Consider the following 15,055-nt stretch of genomic DNA (forward strand, 5'->3'; position numbering starts at 1 on the left):
AAAAGTGAGGAAAAAAATGATAAAGAAAAGATTATTTCAAATCTGTGTTGAATTGACTAACGGAAAATATTCTTCCAAAGCATTACAAAAATTAACAAAATCAAATGTGAGTAGATTATTAATTCAACCCTTTATAAAAACTTATAAAATTAATACTTATGAGATTTTAAAAGATGTGGCAGATTTTAAAAATCTAAATGAATTTTTTATTAGACAAGTACATCCAAGTTTGCGACCAATAGCAGAAGGAAAAAATGTAGTAGTAAGTCCAACAGACGGAGTAATATCAGAAGTTGGGACAATAGAAGATGATGCTACATTTATTGTAAAAGGACAAGAATATAGAGTTAAAACTTTACTAGCTGATAAGGACAGGGCAAAAGAATTAGCAGGAGGAACTTACATGGTTATCTATCTTAGCCCTAAAAATTATCACAGAATACATTTCCCAACTGCTGGCGAAATTGTTGGAAGTTACACTCTAGGTAAATATTCATATCCTGTTAATAATGCCGGCTTAAAATTAGGAGATACAGTTTTAAGCTATAATTATAGAAGAGTATTGACTATAAAAAATGAAAATATAAAATATAATTTGATACCTGTAGGAGCTCAAAATGTAAATTCAATTATAGAAACTTATGAGGATAATTTTGTAGAAAAAGGTGATGAGTTAGGATATTTTGAATTTGGCTCTACGGTAGTTTTATTATTTGAAAAAGATACTTTTGAAATTAATAATTTAGAATTGCCACAAGAAATAAAAATGGGACAAATAATTGGAGAAATAAAATAATTAGAGGTTAGTATGGTATTAAAAAAATTTTTTTCACCAGATGATTTTGTTGAAGAATATGAATTTATAGATGTAGAATATATGAATATGCATAACAAGAAGGTAATAATATCAGACCTAGATAATACGCTAATATCGTGGGATAGTAAAAAAAATACTAAGAAACTAACTAAGTGGCTAACGAAAATGCGTAAAGCTGGTTTTGATATAATTGTAGTTTCTAACAACTCAGAAGAAAGAGTAAGAGATTTTTGTAAAAAATTAAATTTAGAATATGTAGCAGAAGCTAAAAAACCATTGACAAACGGTTTTAAAAAAGCCCTAAAAAAACTTAATCGAAAACCAGAAGAAGCAATAATTTTAGGAGACCAAGTACTTACAGATATTTTTGGAGCAAAAAATTTAGGTGGGGCTATGAGTGTTTTAGTAAAACCAATTTCAAGAACAGATGCCTTTAAAACTAGAATAAATAGATATTTTGAAAGCAAAATAGTTACTAATTTAAAAGAAAAAAAACAATTTCCTGTAATGAAATTACGTAAAAATAAAATAAAAAAAGTATAATTTATTATATAAGGAGATAAATATTGTTAGAAAAAATAACTTGTATAGGCTGTGGAAGTCAGATACAAACAGAAGATAGTAAAAAGCAAGGTTATCTACCAAAAAATGTTTTAGAAAAAAGTATCGATAATGAGATAATATGTAAAAGATGTTTTAGACTAAAACATCATAACGAGGTTACTGATGTTGAACTTGGAGCAGAAGATTTTTATGAATTAATAAAAACATTAGCAAAAAAAGATGCTTTAATAGTAAAGGTAGTAGATATATTTGATTTTTCTGGTTCATGGATAGAAGACGTTACAGAAATAGTTGGTAAAGATAAAGATATAGTTTTAGTTGCCAACAAAATGGACTTATTGCCAAAATCAGTCAAAGAAAATAAGATAAAGCAGTGGCTTTTTAAAATGATGAAGCAAAAAGGAATAAAAGTAAAAGATATTATCCTAATAAGTGCTATAAAAAATAATGGTATAGAAGAACTGGCCAGTAAATTAGATATATTACGCAATAAGAAAGATATTTATATAGTTGGAGCAACAAATGTAGGAAAATCAACTTTAATAAATAAACTTATTGAACTAACATCAGGCGATAAAAATATCATAACGACATCACATTTTCCAGGTACAACTCTAGGTATGATAGAAATACCTCTAGACAAGGAAACTAGTATTTACGATACGCCAGGAATTATTTTAGATTATGACATTGCACATTATTTAGATGAGAAAACATTAAAATTAGTAATTCCTAAAAAAGAAGTTAAGCCCAGAGTATTCCAACTTAATTCAAAGCAAACTATCTATTTTGCTGGTTTGTGTAGAATAGATTTTACAAAGGGAGATAGACAAAGTTTTACTATATATGCATCTAATCAGATAGACTTACACAGAACTAAATTAGAAAACGCAGATAACTTATTTGAAAAACACTTAGGAGAAATGCTAGCTCCACCATTCAAAGATAATTTATCAATTTTTTCTGAAACTATAAAAAAATCATTTAAAATACAAAATAAAAAAACGGATATTGTAATATCTGGTTTGGGTTGGATAACTGTTAATAGCGACCTTGGTTGCGAAATAGATATAGTATTACCTAAAGAAATAGAAGTATTTACAAGAGATTCAATAATTTAAAATATTAATAATAAATTTTTAAAACAAGAATTTAGTATTAATTTATTACAATAGGAGAATAAATGTTAATAGGAAAACAAAAAAGACAATTAAGAGCCTTGGCTCATAACTTAAATCCAATTTTCCAAATAGGTAAATTAGGAGTAAATCCAGATATGATAAAAGGAATATCTGATGCACTAGAAAAAAGAGAATTAATAAAAATAACTATATTACAAAATTGTTCAGAAGATAAAGAATATGTTGCCGACTTAGTATCAAGTAGAACTGGTTCAGAGTTAGTTCAAATTATTGGTAATATAATAGTTTTATACAGACAATCATCAAAAGAAAAGTATAGGAAAATAGAGTTGGTGAAATAATGAAAAAAATTGCACTTTATGGTGGGTCTTTTGACCCAGTCCATATAGGTCACCTTATAACTGCTAGTAATGTTGTAGAAGATTTAGCAATGGATAAATTAATATTTATCCCTTCTAATAAAACACCACTAAAAAATGAAAATTTAAAAGCTAGCAACAAAGATAGATACAATATGCTTGTAAAAAGTATAAGTAAGAATAAAAAATTTTCTGTTAGTAGTTATGAAATAGATAAAAACGATATTAGCTATACCTACTACACTATAAAATATTTTAAAGAAATATATACTGATGCTAGTTTGTATTTTATAATAGGAACAGATAGGGTTAAAGATTTAAAAAAGTGGCACAGAATTTCTGAACTTAGTAAAATGGTTACCTTTATATTTGTTGCTCGTAATGAAGAAAAATTAGAAGAAATAATTTCAAAAGATACTTTTTATAAAGAGATAAATTATGTTATACTAAAATCGCCAGTTATAGAGATTAGTTCTACTGATATTCGCAATAAATTAAAAAATAAAAAAAATATATCTTATTTAGTTGATAAGGATTGTGCCAATTATATAGAGGAGTTGAGTTTATATGAATTTTAATGAAATTAAAGAAAAAGTAAAAGGAATATTACCCGAAAAAAGATATGAACATACATTAAGAGTTGTAGATACAGCTGTTATGTTGGCTGAAAGATTTGGAGCTAATGTAGAAAAAGCTCGTCTTGCAGCCTTGCTACATGATATATGCAAGCCTATGGACGAAGTATTAATGAAAAAATATGTAGTTAAGTATAATCTTGATATAAAGTTACTTGACTATCCAACAGAAGTTTTACACGGACCAGTTGCTAGTGTTTATATAGAAAAAGAATTTGATGTTCAAGACGAAGAAATAAAAATGGCAATATTTAGTCATACATTTGGCCGTAAACATATGTCCCTATTAGAAAAAATTATTTTTATCGCTGACTATATTGAACCACAAAGAAAACATCCTCACTTAAAAGAGGTTACAGAAGTAGCAGAGTACGACCTTGATGAAGCAGTACGTCTTGCAGCAAAATATACCTTGGTATACTTAATTGATAACGATGAAAGAATTTATCCTCCATTGTTAAAATGTTATAATTATTATAATATAAAAAATTATCAGGTAGGATTTAAAGAAAAAAATAAAGAGAAAATATTATCTGGTGAAAAAATTATTACAATAAGAAATAAGAGTGAGGCACACTTTAAAAAAGGTGATGTTTTAGAAGCTATAACTTATGATGACAGAACAAAAACAGTTTTTGCAACATTAGAAGTTGAACTTGTAAAAGCAGTAACAAGAGATACACTAAATGACAGATATGCAAAATATTATGGAGTTAGCAGAGAAGAATTAATAGAAAAATTAGCAGCTAGATATCCTGAAGATGATGAATTATATGTTATCATGTTCCGTTTGATTAAAAAATAAGAAAGAGAGAAAAAATGACAGTAGAAAAATTATTACAAGTAGTAGTAGATGCCTGTGATGAAAAAAGTGGTTATGATATAGTAGCCTATGATTTAACAAGTGCAGGATTTTTATATGATTATTCAGTTGTTTGTCATGCTCCTACTAATAGACAAGTAGAAGCTATCGCTTCTGAAGTAAAAGAAAAAGTTCAAGAAAATGGCGGTAAAATTCTTAATATAGAAGGTTGGCGTGAAGCAAAATGGGTTCTTTTAGATTTAGGAGATATTATTGTTAATATAATGACAAGAGATGACAGAGAGTATTACGCATTAGACAACCTATTTGAAAAATATCCTCTTAAAGAGGTTTAATATGTATCAAAATTTAAGTATTGTATATGATAGGATAATGGACGTTGATTACGATAAGTATAAGAATATAATTAAACAAGAATTAATGGATAGTAATAATCTGTTAATTCTTGATTTAGGTTGTGGCAGTGGAGCTTTAACAGAATATTTAGCTACTTATGGTCAAGTTTTTGCCGTAGATAAAAGCGAAGAGATGTTAGCACTCGCCAGTAATAAATTTTCCAAAGCTAATTATATAGCCCTTGATTTATTAGAAATTCAAGCATTAAATAAAAAATTTGATTTTATTATTAGTGCTTTTGATGTTTTTAATTATCTGGAAAATTTTGAAGAATTTACACTAGCTTTAGAAAATGTTTATGCAGTTTTAAAAAAGGGTGGGAAATTTATTTTTGATATACATACACCATCAAAAATAGATGAATTATTAAATGAGCAACCTTTTGCATATGAAGATGAAGAAATAAGTTATCTATGGTTTACATATCCTACAGAAAATAAATTAGAAGTAGAAAGTGAAATAACATTTTTTGTTAAAGAAAAAGATAATCTATACAAAAAAATATATGAATATCAAAAACAGCGTACATATAATATAGATAAAATAATAGAAAAAATCTTAGAAATAGGTTTTAAAATAAAGACTTATTTTTGCGATTTTGAATTTGCTAATAAGGACTATCAAAATTCAAAACGTCTAATTTTTGTTTTAGAAAAATAGCAGTGCATAGGAAATTATGCACTGCTATTTTATATTCTTTTTAATACAAAAAACGGACAAGCTAGATTACAAAATTCTAATAAATATTCTTCTAGGTTCCTAATGTTTTTTGGGTGGTTCTTATCTTTATTATTGAAAAATCCAGATAATCTTAATTTTTCATAAGCTATGTCGCCAACTATAAAGGGTTTATCATCTAAAATATCAATATATTTATCTAAAAATAATTCCTTATCAAAGGCATTTTTGTAATTAAAGATTAATTCAAACTTGCCATATTCAGTTTCTAAAACTAAATTTTCTTGAGTTAATTGCATTTTATTAGTCCTCCTTTTTAGAAAAAGTTCCCTGCAATAGATATATTAAAATAAAAATAGCAACATATACTAGCAGAACAAATGCAAAGAAATATTGGCTTCTGTTGACAATAATATCAAGTTTTTCTCTTTTGTTGCGTTCTTTAAATTTATTATCTTGAATAAATGTATTTTTTAATTTAGTTAAACTTGAATTGTCTGTGTTAGACTTGTAAGAAGAAAATACAGTTCCATTATTGGCAGATAGATAATCGTAATCTTGGAATAATAATATTTTCCCATTCATTAAAAAATATTTTTTATTTGTTTGTTCATGGTCCTTGTAAAAAAAGTCGTATATATCTTCTTCAATAGTAATATTTTCATTATTTATATCATAAGTTCCAGCCTTTAGGGCAAGTTTATAATTATAATTTGCAAATAGGTAATTATATAATTCTTGGATAGTATCAAAGAAATCATCTTTTTCTTGAGCTATATCCATAATAGATACTATAAATTTAGTATTTCCACTATAAGCAATAAAAGTAGCATTTTTTCCGTCATAGTTTAGACCTAAGGCTCTAAGTATATCAGAAGGAATAAATTTAACATCATTTTCTACTTTTTCACCACTAAGAAATTCATATTCAGGATTTTTAGTGATATCTGTTATTATAGGATAATTTTTCAGAGTAACTTCAGTTAAATAAGCTAAATTTTTAACACTTGTTTTATTTTCATCACTAATTTCAAATTTATTTAATTCCGTATCTCTTAAAGTCAATTTATCCAAAATTAATTGAGCTTGAGAGATACTTATATTAAATTTTTTAAAGATTGTTAAAGCTAGGCTAGGACTATCCTCTTGTTCTAAAATAAAGATGGCGTCCTTAACACTTATAGTATTTTCAATTTTATACTTATCTAAAATTTCATCAGAAGTAACTTCTATTTTCGTTTCTAAGTTTATTTTTTCATCTCTAAGTTCCTCAGACAAAACAAATACTGCAATATGGTTTATTAAATTTTTGTAGGCTACTTGTTTATTGCCATCTTTTTCAGAAACTATTTTTCCTGTATTGTAGTCAGAAACAACAATTTTCATATTAGAATTATTTCTAAGTAATTGGTTAATTGCGTTATTATCTATAAATTTTTCATCTGCAATAGCAAAGTTACCTTGTAAAAGTAAAAAGCTAACTATTACAGAAGTAAATATTTTTTTAATTTTCATTTTAATTTCCTTTGTAACATAGTTAGTAATTAGTATATTACAAAAACAAAAAAAATTCCATAGTTAAGTGCGAGATAATAAATTTATAATTTTTTTATTAATATGGTTACTTAATGGTCTTTGTATGTCTTTCCACTACTTTTAATATATCTTGATAACTTTTTAATCATTGTATCTATATTTGTTCCTAATTTTTCTTTTAGATTTTGGTATTGTTTGGTGTTTAAATTGATATTTTGGAATTCTCCGTAAAAGTTTGTGGATAGTGGCTCATTTCCCCTCCTCTTATCTATATTATCCTTTACTAATCTATCCTTATCTTATACTAAGCTGCGTATCCAATTTGTATACATTCTGTATATATTAAGTTGTTTTTAGTTAATAAATGTTATTATCTCCTAATTGTAATAATGATTTTTCATACTGATAAACCCTTTCTTTCTACCTGTCTTTTTGTATATAGTTGTTTATCTTCCAGTGCGTAATAACTATAATTCCACTTTCAAAAGATATAATAAATCTTTTTGCTGGTAGCATTTTAAAATCATTTTCACTTGCTTCTATAATTCTTTGTATTCTTCTAGGATAGTTTACAAAGCCGTCATCATCTGCAAGTATCGTAAAGTGAATATACAGTGCTTGAGATGATAAGGGCATATCTAAAAATAAATCACTAGAAATAAGTGTTTTTGATAGCATTCTTCTTTCTGCCATTTTAGCATACCTTTCTAAATTCATATCTTTACTTGCTTGTTTCACCTTTTCATTTACATTGATTTTTTATTAGTGTTATCTAATGCTTTTTCTTTTTGATTATTTAGCTTATTCGCTAATTCTTTAAAGTGTTTTATTAAGGCCATAGTGATTGGTTTTTCAATGGTTTTGTATAAGTCTTTGTTCGCTTTGTAAAGTTTGATATAGAGTAATTTTTTATCTAGGTTTTATATTTCTTATTGTCTTGCTAGTTGGGTGTTATTTGCTTTTTCGTTTAACTCAACTGAGTTTCATAAATAACTTCTATTTTTAAATTCTCTTGCTATGTTTTGAGCTAGTAATATATCCTTGTGTAATACTCTTTCTTTTCTTGTATAGTCGTGGGTTATTCCGTCCCATTATTTTTTTATTTTCTCTCCACTAATATATGCAGCACTTGCGACTGCACTTTTTCCTTTTCCCCTTGAAATAATCTCTATTGAAAAATGGAAACTATCTGCCATTTTAAAATCTCCTTTCTTACAAGTAAAAAAGACGACTAGATTTTTATCTAATCGTCCAATATTCTACCAGTTAAAACCCTCATAAGTACTAAATGCTAATTTATATAAGGCTAACAATGTATCATTATTAATATTTTCTAATTCCTCAAATACTGTATCTTTTTGCACCTTAAGTTCTTTATTATTGGAAATGATTTTTTCAATTGTTATTGGTAACTGCTCGCATATCAAACTAAAAGCATTCTTATCTCCAGTTACTATCTCATAGAATTTATCTATTGAAATTCTTCTTAATTTTTCATTTGAAGATTGCTTTGCTTTATCGAGAGTTATTATCCAAGGTATATTTTGAGATTTTTTAGCAATAACCTCTACTAAGGCACAAATACTTTTTTCTTTATCCTCAGCATTTAATAAATGATTTTGCATTTTCATAAAAGTTTTACTAGATGATGAACTATTCATTGTATTGTGTTTATTCTTCATTTCAACATAATATGTTATATCATCATTTCTAAATATTATATCCCACTCCTCATTTGGAACTTCACATTTTTTTATACTTTTAAATAAATTTTGATGAAAATATCCAATTATATTACTATTAATTTTATCCCTTTGTCTGTGTATTTCTAATTTTATAATTTCTTCAAAACTTTTATCAAAAACATTTTTATCAAAAAGTAACTTAATTGGATCTATTAAATTACTATTAAATTTTTTTAAATTTATGCTCTTTAAAGTTTCATTATACTGTTTCAAAGTATTGGTTACATGATTTTCAAAATCTTCTTTTGAAATAAAATTTAATTTATAAGTTTCCATTTTTTAATTCCTCCAACTTTTTTAATATTTTTAAACCTACCTCTTTAGCTAAATTACACGGAACAGCATTCCCAACTTGTCTATACTGAGACCCCATTGCTCCAGTAAATATCCAATCATCTGGAAAAGATTGAATCCTTGCATTTTCTCTAACTGTAAATGGTCTAACTTCCGTTGGATGACATCTATCTGTCTGTTTCATTTGAGGCGTAGTTAAAACTGTTAAAGATGGTTCATTTAAACTTAATCTTCTCAATATACCAGTTCTTCCACCAGCCATATGCCAACAAGATTTCATATAATCTTTAGCAATATCTTCTGGAATATCTCTCCAATATCCTCCTGGTGGTACTAAAGCAAAAATATTCTCTTTAGTTTTTGAATACTTAGCACCTAAACTACTAGGAACATTTTTTAAAATATCTGATAATACTGGCTTATATTGATGTTTTTCTGGATATGAAAATTCTTTATTATTTAATAAATCTATTCTTATTCCTACAACAATTAGTCTTTCTCTTTTTTGTGCAACACCATAATCCCAAGCATTTAATACTTCATAAAATATTTTATAACCCTCTTGTTCAAAAATATTTATAATAGTTTTAAATGTTCTACCTTTATCGTGAGATAATAAACCTTTTACATTCTCAAATAATAACATTTTAGGTTGTAACTTATTTAAAAAAACTGCGTAATGATAAAACATTGTACCTCTAACATCATCAAGTCCAAGTCTTTTGCCAGCATAACTAAAACTTTGGCAAGGAGTTCCACCTGATAATAAGTCCAATTTTCCCTTTTTTATATTAAATTCTTTCTCCAAATCTCTTTTAGCAACAACTTCTATATCTTCACAAATAACATTCCATTTTGGTCTATTTATTTTCAATGTATTAACAGCATTTTTATCATATTCAACTAATCCAATATGATTAAAACCAGCTTGTTCTAACCCTAACGCCAAGCCACCTGCACCTGCAAAAAGTTCAATACTTGTATATATATTATTCATTAAACGAATTTCCTCCTGATTTACAATAACAAATAATTTCGCCAATATCACATTCAAGTGCCTCACATATTTTCTCAATATTCTTTAAAGATATATACTCATTCTTACCCATATTTGCTATGCAATTTGTTGTTAAATTTGCTTTTTCTAATAAATCTTTTTTCTTCATATTTCTTGATTTTAAAATATTCCATAACGGATCATACGATATGTTCATACTATCCTCTCTTGCCTTTTTATTTTGTTTAATTATAACAAAAAACTTGAGTTTTCTCAAGTTTCATTATCGGTTATATTAACATTTCATCGAACATATCATTCAAAAGATTACAAGGACTATTTAAGTATTCGTTATATATACTATCTAACACTTTTTCATCATCTATTCCTTTTTCTATACTGATTATCGCCTTTATATAGTTTTCATAATCTTCTTTTTCTAGTTCTTCTAATTTCTCTTTATATTCTTTCCATTTCATTTTTATTTTTCTCCATTTCTTTTAGTTCTAATAATTTAATTCCACTTTGTCTTAATCTTTTTATTTTCTCTTGTTTTAACTGTTCTCTTTTTATCTTGTATCTTTCTTCATATTCTTTTTGTTTTCCGTTAGCTTTTCGTTTTAGATAGTTATTATGTAATTTTAATCTGTGCTCTTCTTTTTTCTTTTCTTCTTATGATAATATTATCTTTTCCTCTATACTTAATTTTAATTTTTTCTTATTTTCTGTTTGTATATTTGCTCCTTTCTTGAAATAAAAAAGCGACTAAGATTTTTCTCAATCGCTTAAATATTTAATATATATTTGTTTTTATAGTATAAGAATTTTAATTTTTAACCTATGAAAGTAAATTTATTATTCTTTTCTTCTGAAAAAAATATTGAATTGTTAATAATTATCCCCAAATAGCACATTTACCTGCAGATATAGCCAACTGTGCAACTATTCCTGCAACATTAGTTTTCAATCCAAATTTTACTAATTTTTTTGTTACATATTCAGCTGTTTCTCCCCACATCTTTCCTTCAATATAACCTCTTAGATTTCCAGACATCAAATCAACAAGTTCCATCCCTGGGATCATTCCTACTAATTCTTCTCCCATGCAAGATACAAAATCCCTGTCTTCTAATTCGGCCTTTAAATTTGCTGAAAGATTCTCCTATTTATAAATCCTTTCTATTCCCATTGCTACTAAGGGTGCCTTCTCATTGCCGTATTTTTCAATTAACAAATCTTTATTTACATATAAAATTCCATTTTTATAACTTGTTGCTTCTTCAAATAAAAATATTAACTCTTTTTCTATATCATTTTTTAAAGTCTCTACTTCAGATTTATTAGAAACAACCTTGTTGTCATATGCATATACAGATACAGTACTTCCAAAAGTTCCCATTAAAATATTTAAGGCTAAAAATATTGATAATATCTTTTTCATAATTAAGTCTTCCTGAAAAAATTATTTTCTTGTAAATAATTAAAATTTTCTTTTACAAAGCCGTAAATCCCCTGAAATTTATCTACTTCATAAGAATAAATTTTACCACCGGCTTTCCAAGAAATAATATGTTTTGTCATTTTTTTTTCAATATTGAAATCACTAATTTCATTATGTTTATATTTATTAAACGAAATTTCTCCTCTTTTTAAAAAATCTAGTACTTCTCCTGAAATTCTTGCTTCATATATTGCGTCACTAGTGAAAACTAGTAAATATTGTAAAGATGCATCTATAGCATTATAAGTACTATTAATAAGCAATTTTATTAAACCTTCTTTTATACTACGATTCTTTGTTACGATTAAGTAATTATTTTCTTCAGGTATATTATTATTTTGTAATAATTCAATAATCTTACTTTTATCAAAATCATTAAACAATAGACTTTTCATAAATATACACCTCCTTTTTATAACTATAACATACTAGAAAAACTACATTAAAACTTATCTCCGTTCTTATACCTCTGAGGATTAATATTTTTCATACTTAACACCTCCTATTTTTATTTTATATAGACTACTCACAACAATAGCATTTATATTCTCCGTTTCCATCCAAATCAAATAATCTATATATACAATTATCTAATGCTTTTGAAATTTTATTGGCAAATACTAATGAAGGTACTTCTCTTTTATTAGCTTCTAAAAAACTTATATACTGTCTTGAAACTCCTCCAATTCTTTCTGCTAATTCACTTTGTGTAATTTTCAATTCTTTTCTTCTCTCTTTTATTCTATTATTCAATCATTTCACCCCTTTTTTTATAGCATAGCATATCTATTTAAGTTTTGCAAGCTATTAGTTGCATTTTTTATTTGTTTTTCATATTTTTTATATAAAAACTATTCTATTTTATTTTCTCCATTTCTTTTAGTTCTGATAACTTAATTCCATTTTGCTTTAATTTTTTTAGTTTATCTTGTTTTAGTTGTTCTCGTTTTACCTTATAGCTTTCTTCATATTCTTTTTTGCTTACCGTTTGCTTTTAGTTTCAAGTAGTTATTGTGTAGTTTTATTCTTCTTTCTTCTCTTTTTAGTTCTTATTCTGCTAATATTATCTTTTCTTCCTCACTTATTTTTTTCTTGTGGAGGTTTGTAACTATCTAAATAAATATCTATCCGTTGTGGTGATGTAGGAGATCCTTTTATATCTCTTTCATATACAATAATTTTTTTCGATAAATTCATTGTTCATATATGTTGTTAGTTCTTCAAATGTATTGTATTTTCCAATTAACTTTATAAATTTTTTTATTCCATCTTTTTATGTGTTATATTTTTTATCTTTTGTTCAATTCCTTTTAATTCTTCAGTAAGTTTTAGTTGTTCATCTTCATACTGTACATTTAATACTTCATATCTTGTGCTTGGTATTTTTTCTAAAATCATATCTTCATATATTCTACACATTAGTTTTTCTAAAATTTTTATCCTATGCTTACATTCTGTTTCTCTTGCAAGATTGTATTCTATTTCCTCTTTTTCCTTTTCTTTCATTTCATCAGTTGCAGATAATATAAATTCATCTTTATCAAGTTCTATTTGCTTTTTTATATCTTCTAGTATTTGTTTGATGAGTTCTAATACATTTTCTGCCTTTATTCTGTGTGCCGTTTTGCACTGACTTCCACAAGGTGTCTTTGTATATGAACTACAAGTATAGTAAGGGATATTTTTGTAATTGTATGTTATGTGAACATACATTATGCTTCCACAATCACTACAATATAAAAGTCCACTTAGTGAGTGAAATTCGCCCCAACCATTTGGGTATCTTTTTACATTTCCTCTTATTCTTTGAACATTATTAAATGTTTCTTGGTCTATGATTGGCTCGTGTGTATTTTCGAATACCAACCACTTATCTTCTGATACATACTTACTTTTTTTGTCTTTAAAGTGTTTTCTTGTTTTAAAGTTTACTGTATGCCCTAAATATTCTTGTCTTTTTAAGATATTTGCTATGGTTGAACTACACCAACGATATGGATAATTTAATTGAGTTGTTTTATATAATCCCACTTTTAGTCTTTGTTGATGTACTGCAGGTATTGGTACTTGTTCATCTTCTAATATTCTTGCGATACGATAAGGTCCTGCTCCTTTCATTGTTAAATCAAATATTCTTTTTATTGTTTTTGCTGCTACTTTATCGACTATCCATTTATTGCTATCTATCTGTAAGGTGCTGTATTAGCCGTTGGCTTTTCGCTTTCACCTTTCACTTTAAAAGTTGACTTTATTTTCCTTGATGCACCCCTTGCATACCATTCGTTCATAATATTTCTAAAAGGGCTGAAATCATCTTCTTTGTAAAAACTATCTACATTATTATTTATGGCAATTAACCTAACTCCTTTTTGTCTTATTAATTCCATAAATTGACCAACTTTTAAATAATCACGCCCTATACAGCTCATATCTTTTACAATAACTGTTCCAATATTTCCTATATTGACTTGTTCCATCATTAATGTAAAACCAAGTCTATCAAATCTTTTTCCACTTATACCATCATCTGTAAAGTGAATGATATTATCTAAATCATTTTTGCTTGCATATTCTTCAAGTATTTTCTTTTGGTTAGAAATACTATTACTTTCTCCTTGAAATTCATCATCACGACTTAATCTCTCATAAAGTACTGTTATCTTTTTAAAATTTCTCAATGTTTAACCTTCTTTCTATCAATCTCTCTAATAAAAAAGAATTAAGCTAAACATTTTTCACTAAAACAGTGATTAAGTGTTCTTCTTAATTTTATTACTCCCTTTGTTAAATTAAATTATGATAAAAATTATAAACTAGCAAAAGAATGGATAGAGGGTGAAGATAAACAAAAACAATTTGCTTTAGAAAGAACAAAGAAAGATATTTATGACGCAATGAAGAGTTTAGAATATGAAATAAATACTTTGTATTAATTACAAGGGCAAACGCCTTTTACATCTTCAGGTTTCGACCTTGGAGAAGATTTTTTCATTCGTGAAGTTCAAAAAGCTATCTTAAAAGTAAGAATTAATAGTTTAGGAATAGAAAAAAGAACTGCCATATTTACAAAAATTATATTTACACTGAAAGATGGATTGAATTTGAAAGAAACAGATCCTAATTATGACATAAAAAAATTAGCTTTGGAATGTTCTATTAAGAGAATGTATCCTGATGTTATCATGTATTAGACACTAGTAAAAATTACTGGTTCTTGCAAAACAGCTATGTCTTACCGTTCATTTTTTCCAGCTTGGCAAGATGAAAATGGGAATAATATTGAAAGTGGTAGAATGAATTTGGGAGTAGTAACACTTAAATTAATACGCATAGCTATTGAATCAAATGGCAATAAAGAAAAATTTTGGAAAATATTACAAGAAAGATTGCATATCTGTAGAGATGCTTTAGTTTATCGTGCCAAAAGATGTGGGGAGGCAAAACTAGAAAATGCAGTAATTTTATATATGCATGGAGCTTTTGGAAAAAGGTTAGAAGCCAGTGAAAATGTTAGCAAATTATTTAAAAATAAATGTTAAACTCTATCTTTAGGATACATAGTACTTTA

The 15,055-nt window shown here is 26.6% G+C and carries 19 protein-coding genes and 4 pseudogenes; 9 read left to right on the forward strand and 14 right to left on the reverse strand.

The features are described from left to right. Positions 1-16: 16 nt before the first annotated feature. From KMP11_RS02430 to KMP11_RS02465, 8 genes are all read left to right on the forward strand, one after another. Complete coding sequence (locus tag KMP11_RS02430) at positions 17-796, forward strand: phosphatidylserine decarboxylase (protein ID WP_215756323.1); 780 nt, start codon at positions 17-19, stop codon at positions 794-796. A gap of 12 nt (positions 797-808) precedes the next feature. Next, positions 809-1,360 carry a YqeG family HAD IIIA-type phosphatase gene (locus tag KMP11_RS02435; RefSeq protein ID WP_215756324.1) on the forward strand — a complete coding sequence of 184 codons (552 nt, stop codon included), beginning with the start codon at positions 809-811 and terminating at the stop codon, positions 1,358-1,360. Between the two features lie 23 nt (positions 1,361-1,383). Continuing rightward, positions 1,384-2,502, forward strand: a complete 1,119-nt coding sequence (yqeH, locus tag KMP11_RS02440; protein WP_215756325.1) for a ribosome biogenesis GTPase YqeH — start codon at positions 1,384-1,386, stop codon at positions 2,500-2,502. A 62-nt stretch (positions 2,503-2,564) separates the two neighbouring features. Continuing rightward, positions 2,565-2,864 (forward strand): ribosome assembly RNA-binding protein YhbY, encoded by a 300-nt coding sequence (gene yhbY, locus KMP11_RS02445; protein WP_215756326.1) that lies wholly within the window; start codon positions 2,565-2,567, stop codon positions 2,862-2,864. Continuing rightward, positions 2,864-3,460: a nicotinate-nucleotide adenylyltransferase gene (gene nadD, locus KMP11_RS02450; RefSeq protein ID WP_215756327.1), complete on the forward strand. Its 597-nt coding sequence runs from the start codon at positions 2,864-2,866 to the stop codon at positions 3,458-3,460. The genes yhbY and nadD overlap by 1 nt, the downstream gene beginning before the upstream one ends. Then, positions 3,450-4,322 carry a bis(5'-nucleosyl)-tetraphosphatase (symmetrical) YqeK gene (gene yqeK / locus KMP11_RS02455; RefSeq protein ID WP_216280026.1) on the forward strand — a complete coding sequence of 291 codons (873 nt, stop codon included), beginning with the start codon at positions 3,450-3,452 and terminating at the stop codon, positions 4,320-4,322. Before nadD ends, yqeK begins: the two co-directional genes overlap by 11 nt. A gap of 14 nt (positions 4,323-4,336) precedes the next feature. Further along, a complete protein-coding gene (gene rsfS, locus KMP11_RS02460) occupies positions 4,337-4,675 on the forward strand; it encodes a ribosome silencing factor (protein ID WP_215756329.1) in 339 nt (112 codons plus the stop codon). A 1-nt stretch (position 4,676) separates the two neighbouring features. Continuing rightward, on the forward strand, positions 4,677-5,396 hold the full coding sequence (locus KMP11_RS02465; protein WP_216280027.1) for a class I SAM-dependent DNA methyltransferase: 720 nt from the start codon (positions 4,677-4,679) through the stop codon (positions 5,394-5,396). Between the two features lie 29 nt (positions 5,397-5,425). Here KMP11_RS02465 and KMP11_RS02470 read toward each other — a convergent pair whose 3' ends face one another. The 14 genes and pseudogenes from KMP11_RS02470 to KMP11_RS02525 form a co-directional block, all read right to left on the reverse strand. After that, positions 5,426-5,713, reverse strand: a complete 288-nt coding sequence (locus tag KMP11_RS02470; protein ID WP_215756331.1) for a YutD-like domain-containing protein — start codon at positions 5,711-5,713, stop codon at positions 5,426-5,428. A gap of 4 nt (positions 5,714-5,717) precedes the next feature. Further along, entirely contained in the window at positions 5,718-6,929 is a 1,212-nt protein-coding gene (locus KMP11_RS02475) for a hypothetical protein (protein ID WP_216280028.1), read from the reverse strand. Positions 6,930-7,370: 441 nt separating this feature from the next. Then, positions 7,371-7,688: a hypothetical protein gene (locus KMP11_RS02480; RefSeq protein ID WP_216280029.1), complete on the reverse strand. Its 318-nt coding sequence runs from the start codon at positions 7,686-7,688 to the stop codon at positions 7,371-7,373. A gap of 248 nt (positions 7,689-7,936) precedes the next feature. Continuing rightward, a pseudogene (locus tag KMP11_RS07915) lies at positions 7,937-8,146 on the reverse strand (MobA/MobL family protein); the annotation flags it as partial. A gap of 63 nt (positions 8,147-8,209) precedes the next feature. Next, positions 8,210-8,971: an Eco47II family restriction endonuclease gene (locus tag KMP11_RS02485; protein WP_215756334.1), complete on the reverse strand. Its 762-nt coding sequence runs from the start codon at positions 8,969-8,971 to the stop codon at positions 8,210-8,212. Beyond that, positions 8,958-9,986, reverse strand: a complete 1,029-nt coding sequence (locus KMP11_RS02490; RefSeq protein WP_252344681.1) for a DNA cytosine methyltransferase — start codon at positions 9,984-9,986, stop codon at positions 8,958-8,960. Before KMP11_RS02490 ends, KMP11_RS02485 begins: the two co-directional genes overlap by 14 nt. Then, the gene (locus KMP11_RS02495; protein ID WP_215756335.1) at positions 9,979-10,203 is read right to left on the reverse strand and encodes a helix-turn-helix domain-containing protein; all 225 of its coding nucleotides are present in this window, start codon (positions 10,201-10,203) and stop codon (positions 9,979-9,981) included. The genes KMP11_RS02490 and KMP11_RS02495 overlap by 8 nt, the downstream gene beginning before the upstream one ends. Positions 10,204-10,276: 73 nt before the next feature. Further along, positions 10,277-10,465, reverse strand: a complete 189-nt coding sequence (locus tag KMP11_RS02500) for a hypothetical protein (RefSeq protein WP_215756336.1) — start codon at positions 10,463-10,465, stop codon at positions 10,277-10,279. Further along, a pseudogene (locus KMP11_RS07920) lies at positions 10,446-10,658 on the reverse strand (recombinase TnpX); the annotation flags it as partial. The pseudogene KMP11_RS07920 and the gene KMP11_RS02500, both read right to left, overlap by 20 nt. A gap of 223 nt (positions 10,659-10,881) precedes the next feature. Then, positions 10,882-11,058: a hypothetical protein gene (locus KMP11_RS02505; protein WP_216280030.1), complete on the reverse strand. Its 177-nt coding sequence runs from the start codon at positions 11,056-11,058 to the stop codon at positions 10,882-10,884. Positions 11,059-11,148: 90 nt separating this feature from the next. Continuing rightward, positions 11,149-11,427, reverse strand: a complete 279-nt coding sequence (locus tag KMP11_RS02510; protein WP_215756338.1) for a glycine/sarcosine/betaine reductase component B subunit — start codon at positions 11,425-11,427, stop codon at positions 11,149-11,151. 2 nt (positions 11,428-11,429) lie between these two features. After that, positions 11,430-11,882, reverse strand: a complete 453-nt coding sequence (locus KMP11_RS02515) for a hypothetical protein (RefSeq protein WP_215756339.1) — start codon at positions 11,880-11,882, stop codon at positions 11,430-11,432. 127 nt (positions 11,883-12,009) lie between these two features. After that, complete coding sequence (locus KMP11_RS02520) at positions 12,010-12,240, reverse strand: helix-turn-helix transcriptional regulator (RefSeq protein ID WP_215756340.1); 231 nt, start codon at positions 12,238-12,240, stop codon at positions 12,010-12,012. Positions 12,241-12,343: 103 nt separating this feature from the next. Beyond that, positions 12,344-14,165 (reverse strand): annotated as a pseudogene (locus KMP11_RS02525) (recombinase family protein). Between the two features lie 312 nt (positions 14,166-14,477). On the opposite strand from KMP11_RS02525, the pseudogene nrdD reads away from it, so the two are divergent. Continuing rightward, positions 14,478-15,026, forward strand: a pseudogene (nrdD, locus tag KMP11_RS07645) (anaerobic ribonucleoside-triphosphate reductase). Positions 15,027-15,055 lie beyond the last annotated feature (29 nt).

The organism is Gemella sp. zg-570 (assembly GCF_018866345.1).
Lineage (GTDB): Bacteria > Bacillota > Bacilli > Staphylococcales > Gemellaceae > Gemelliphila.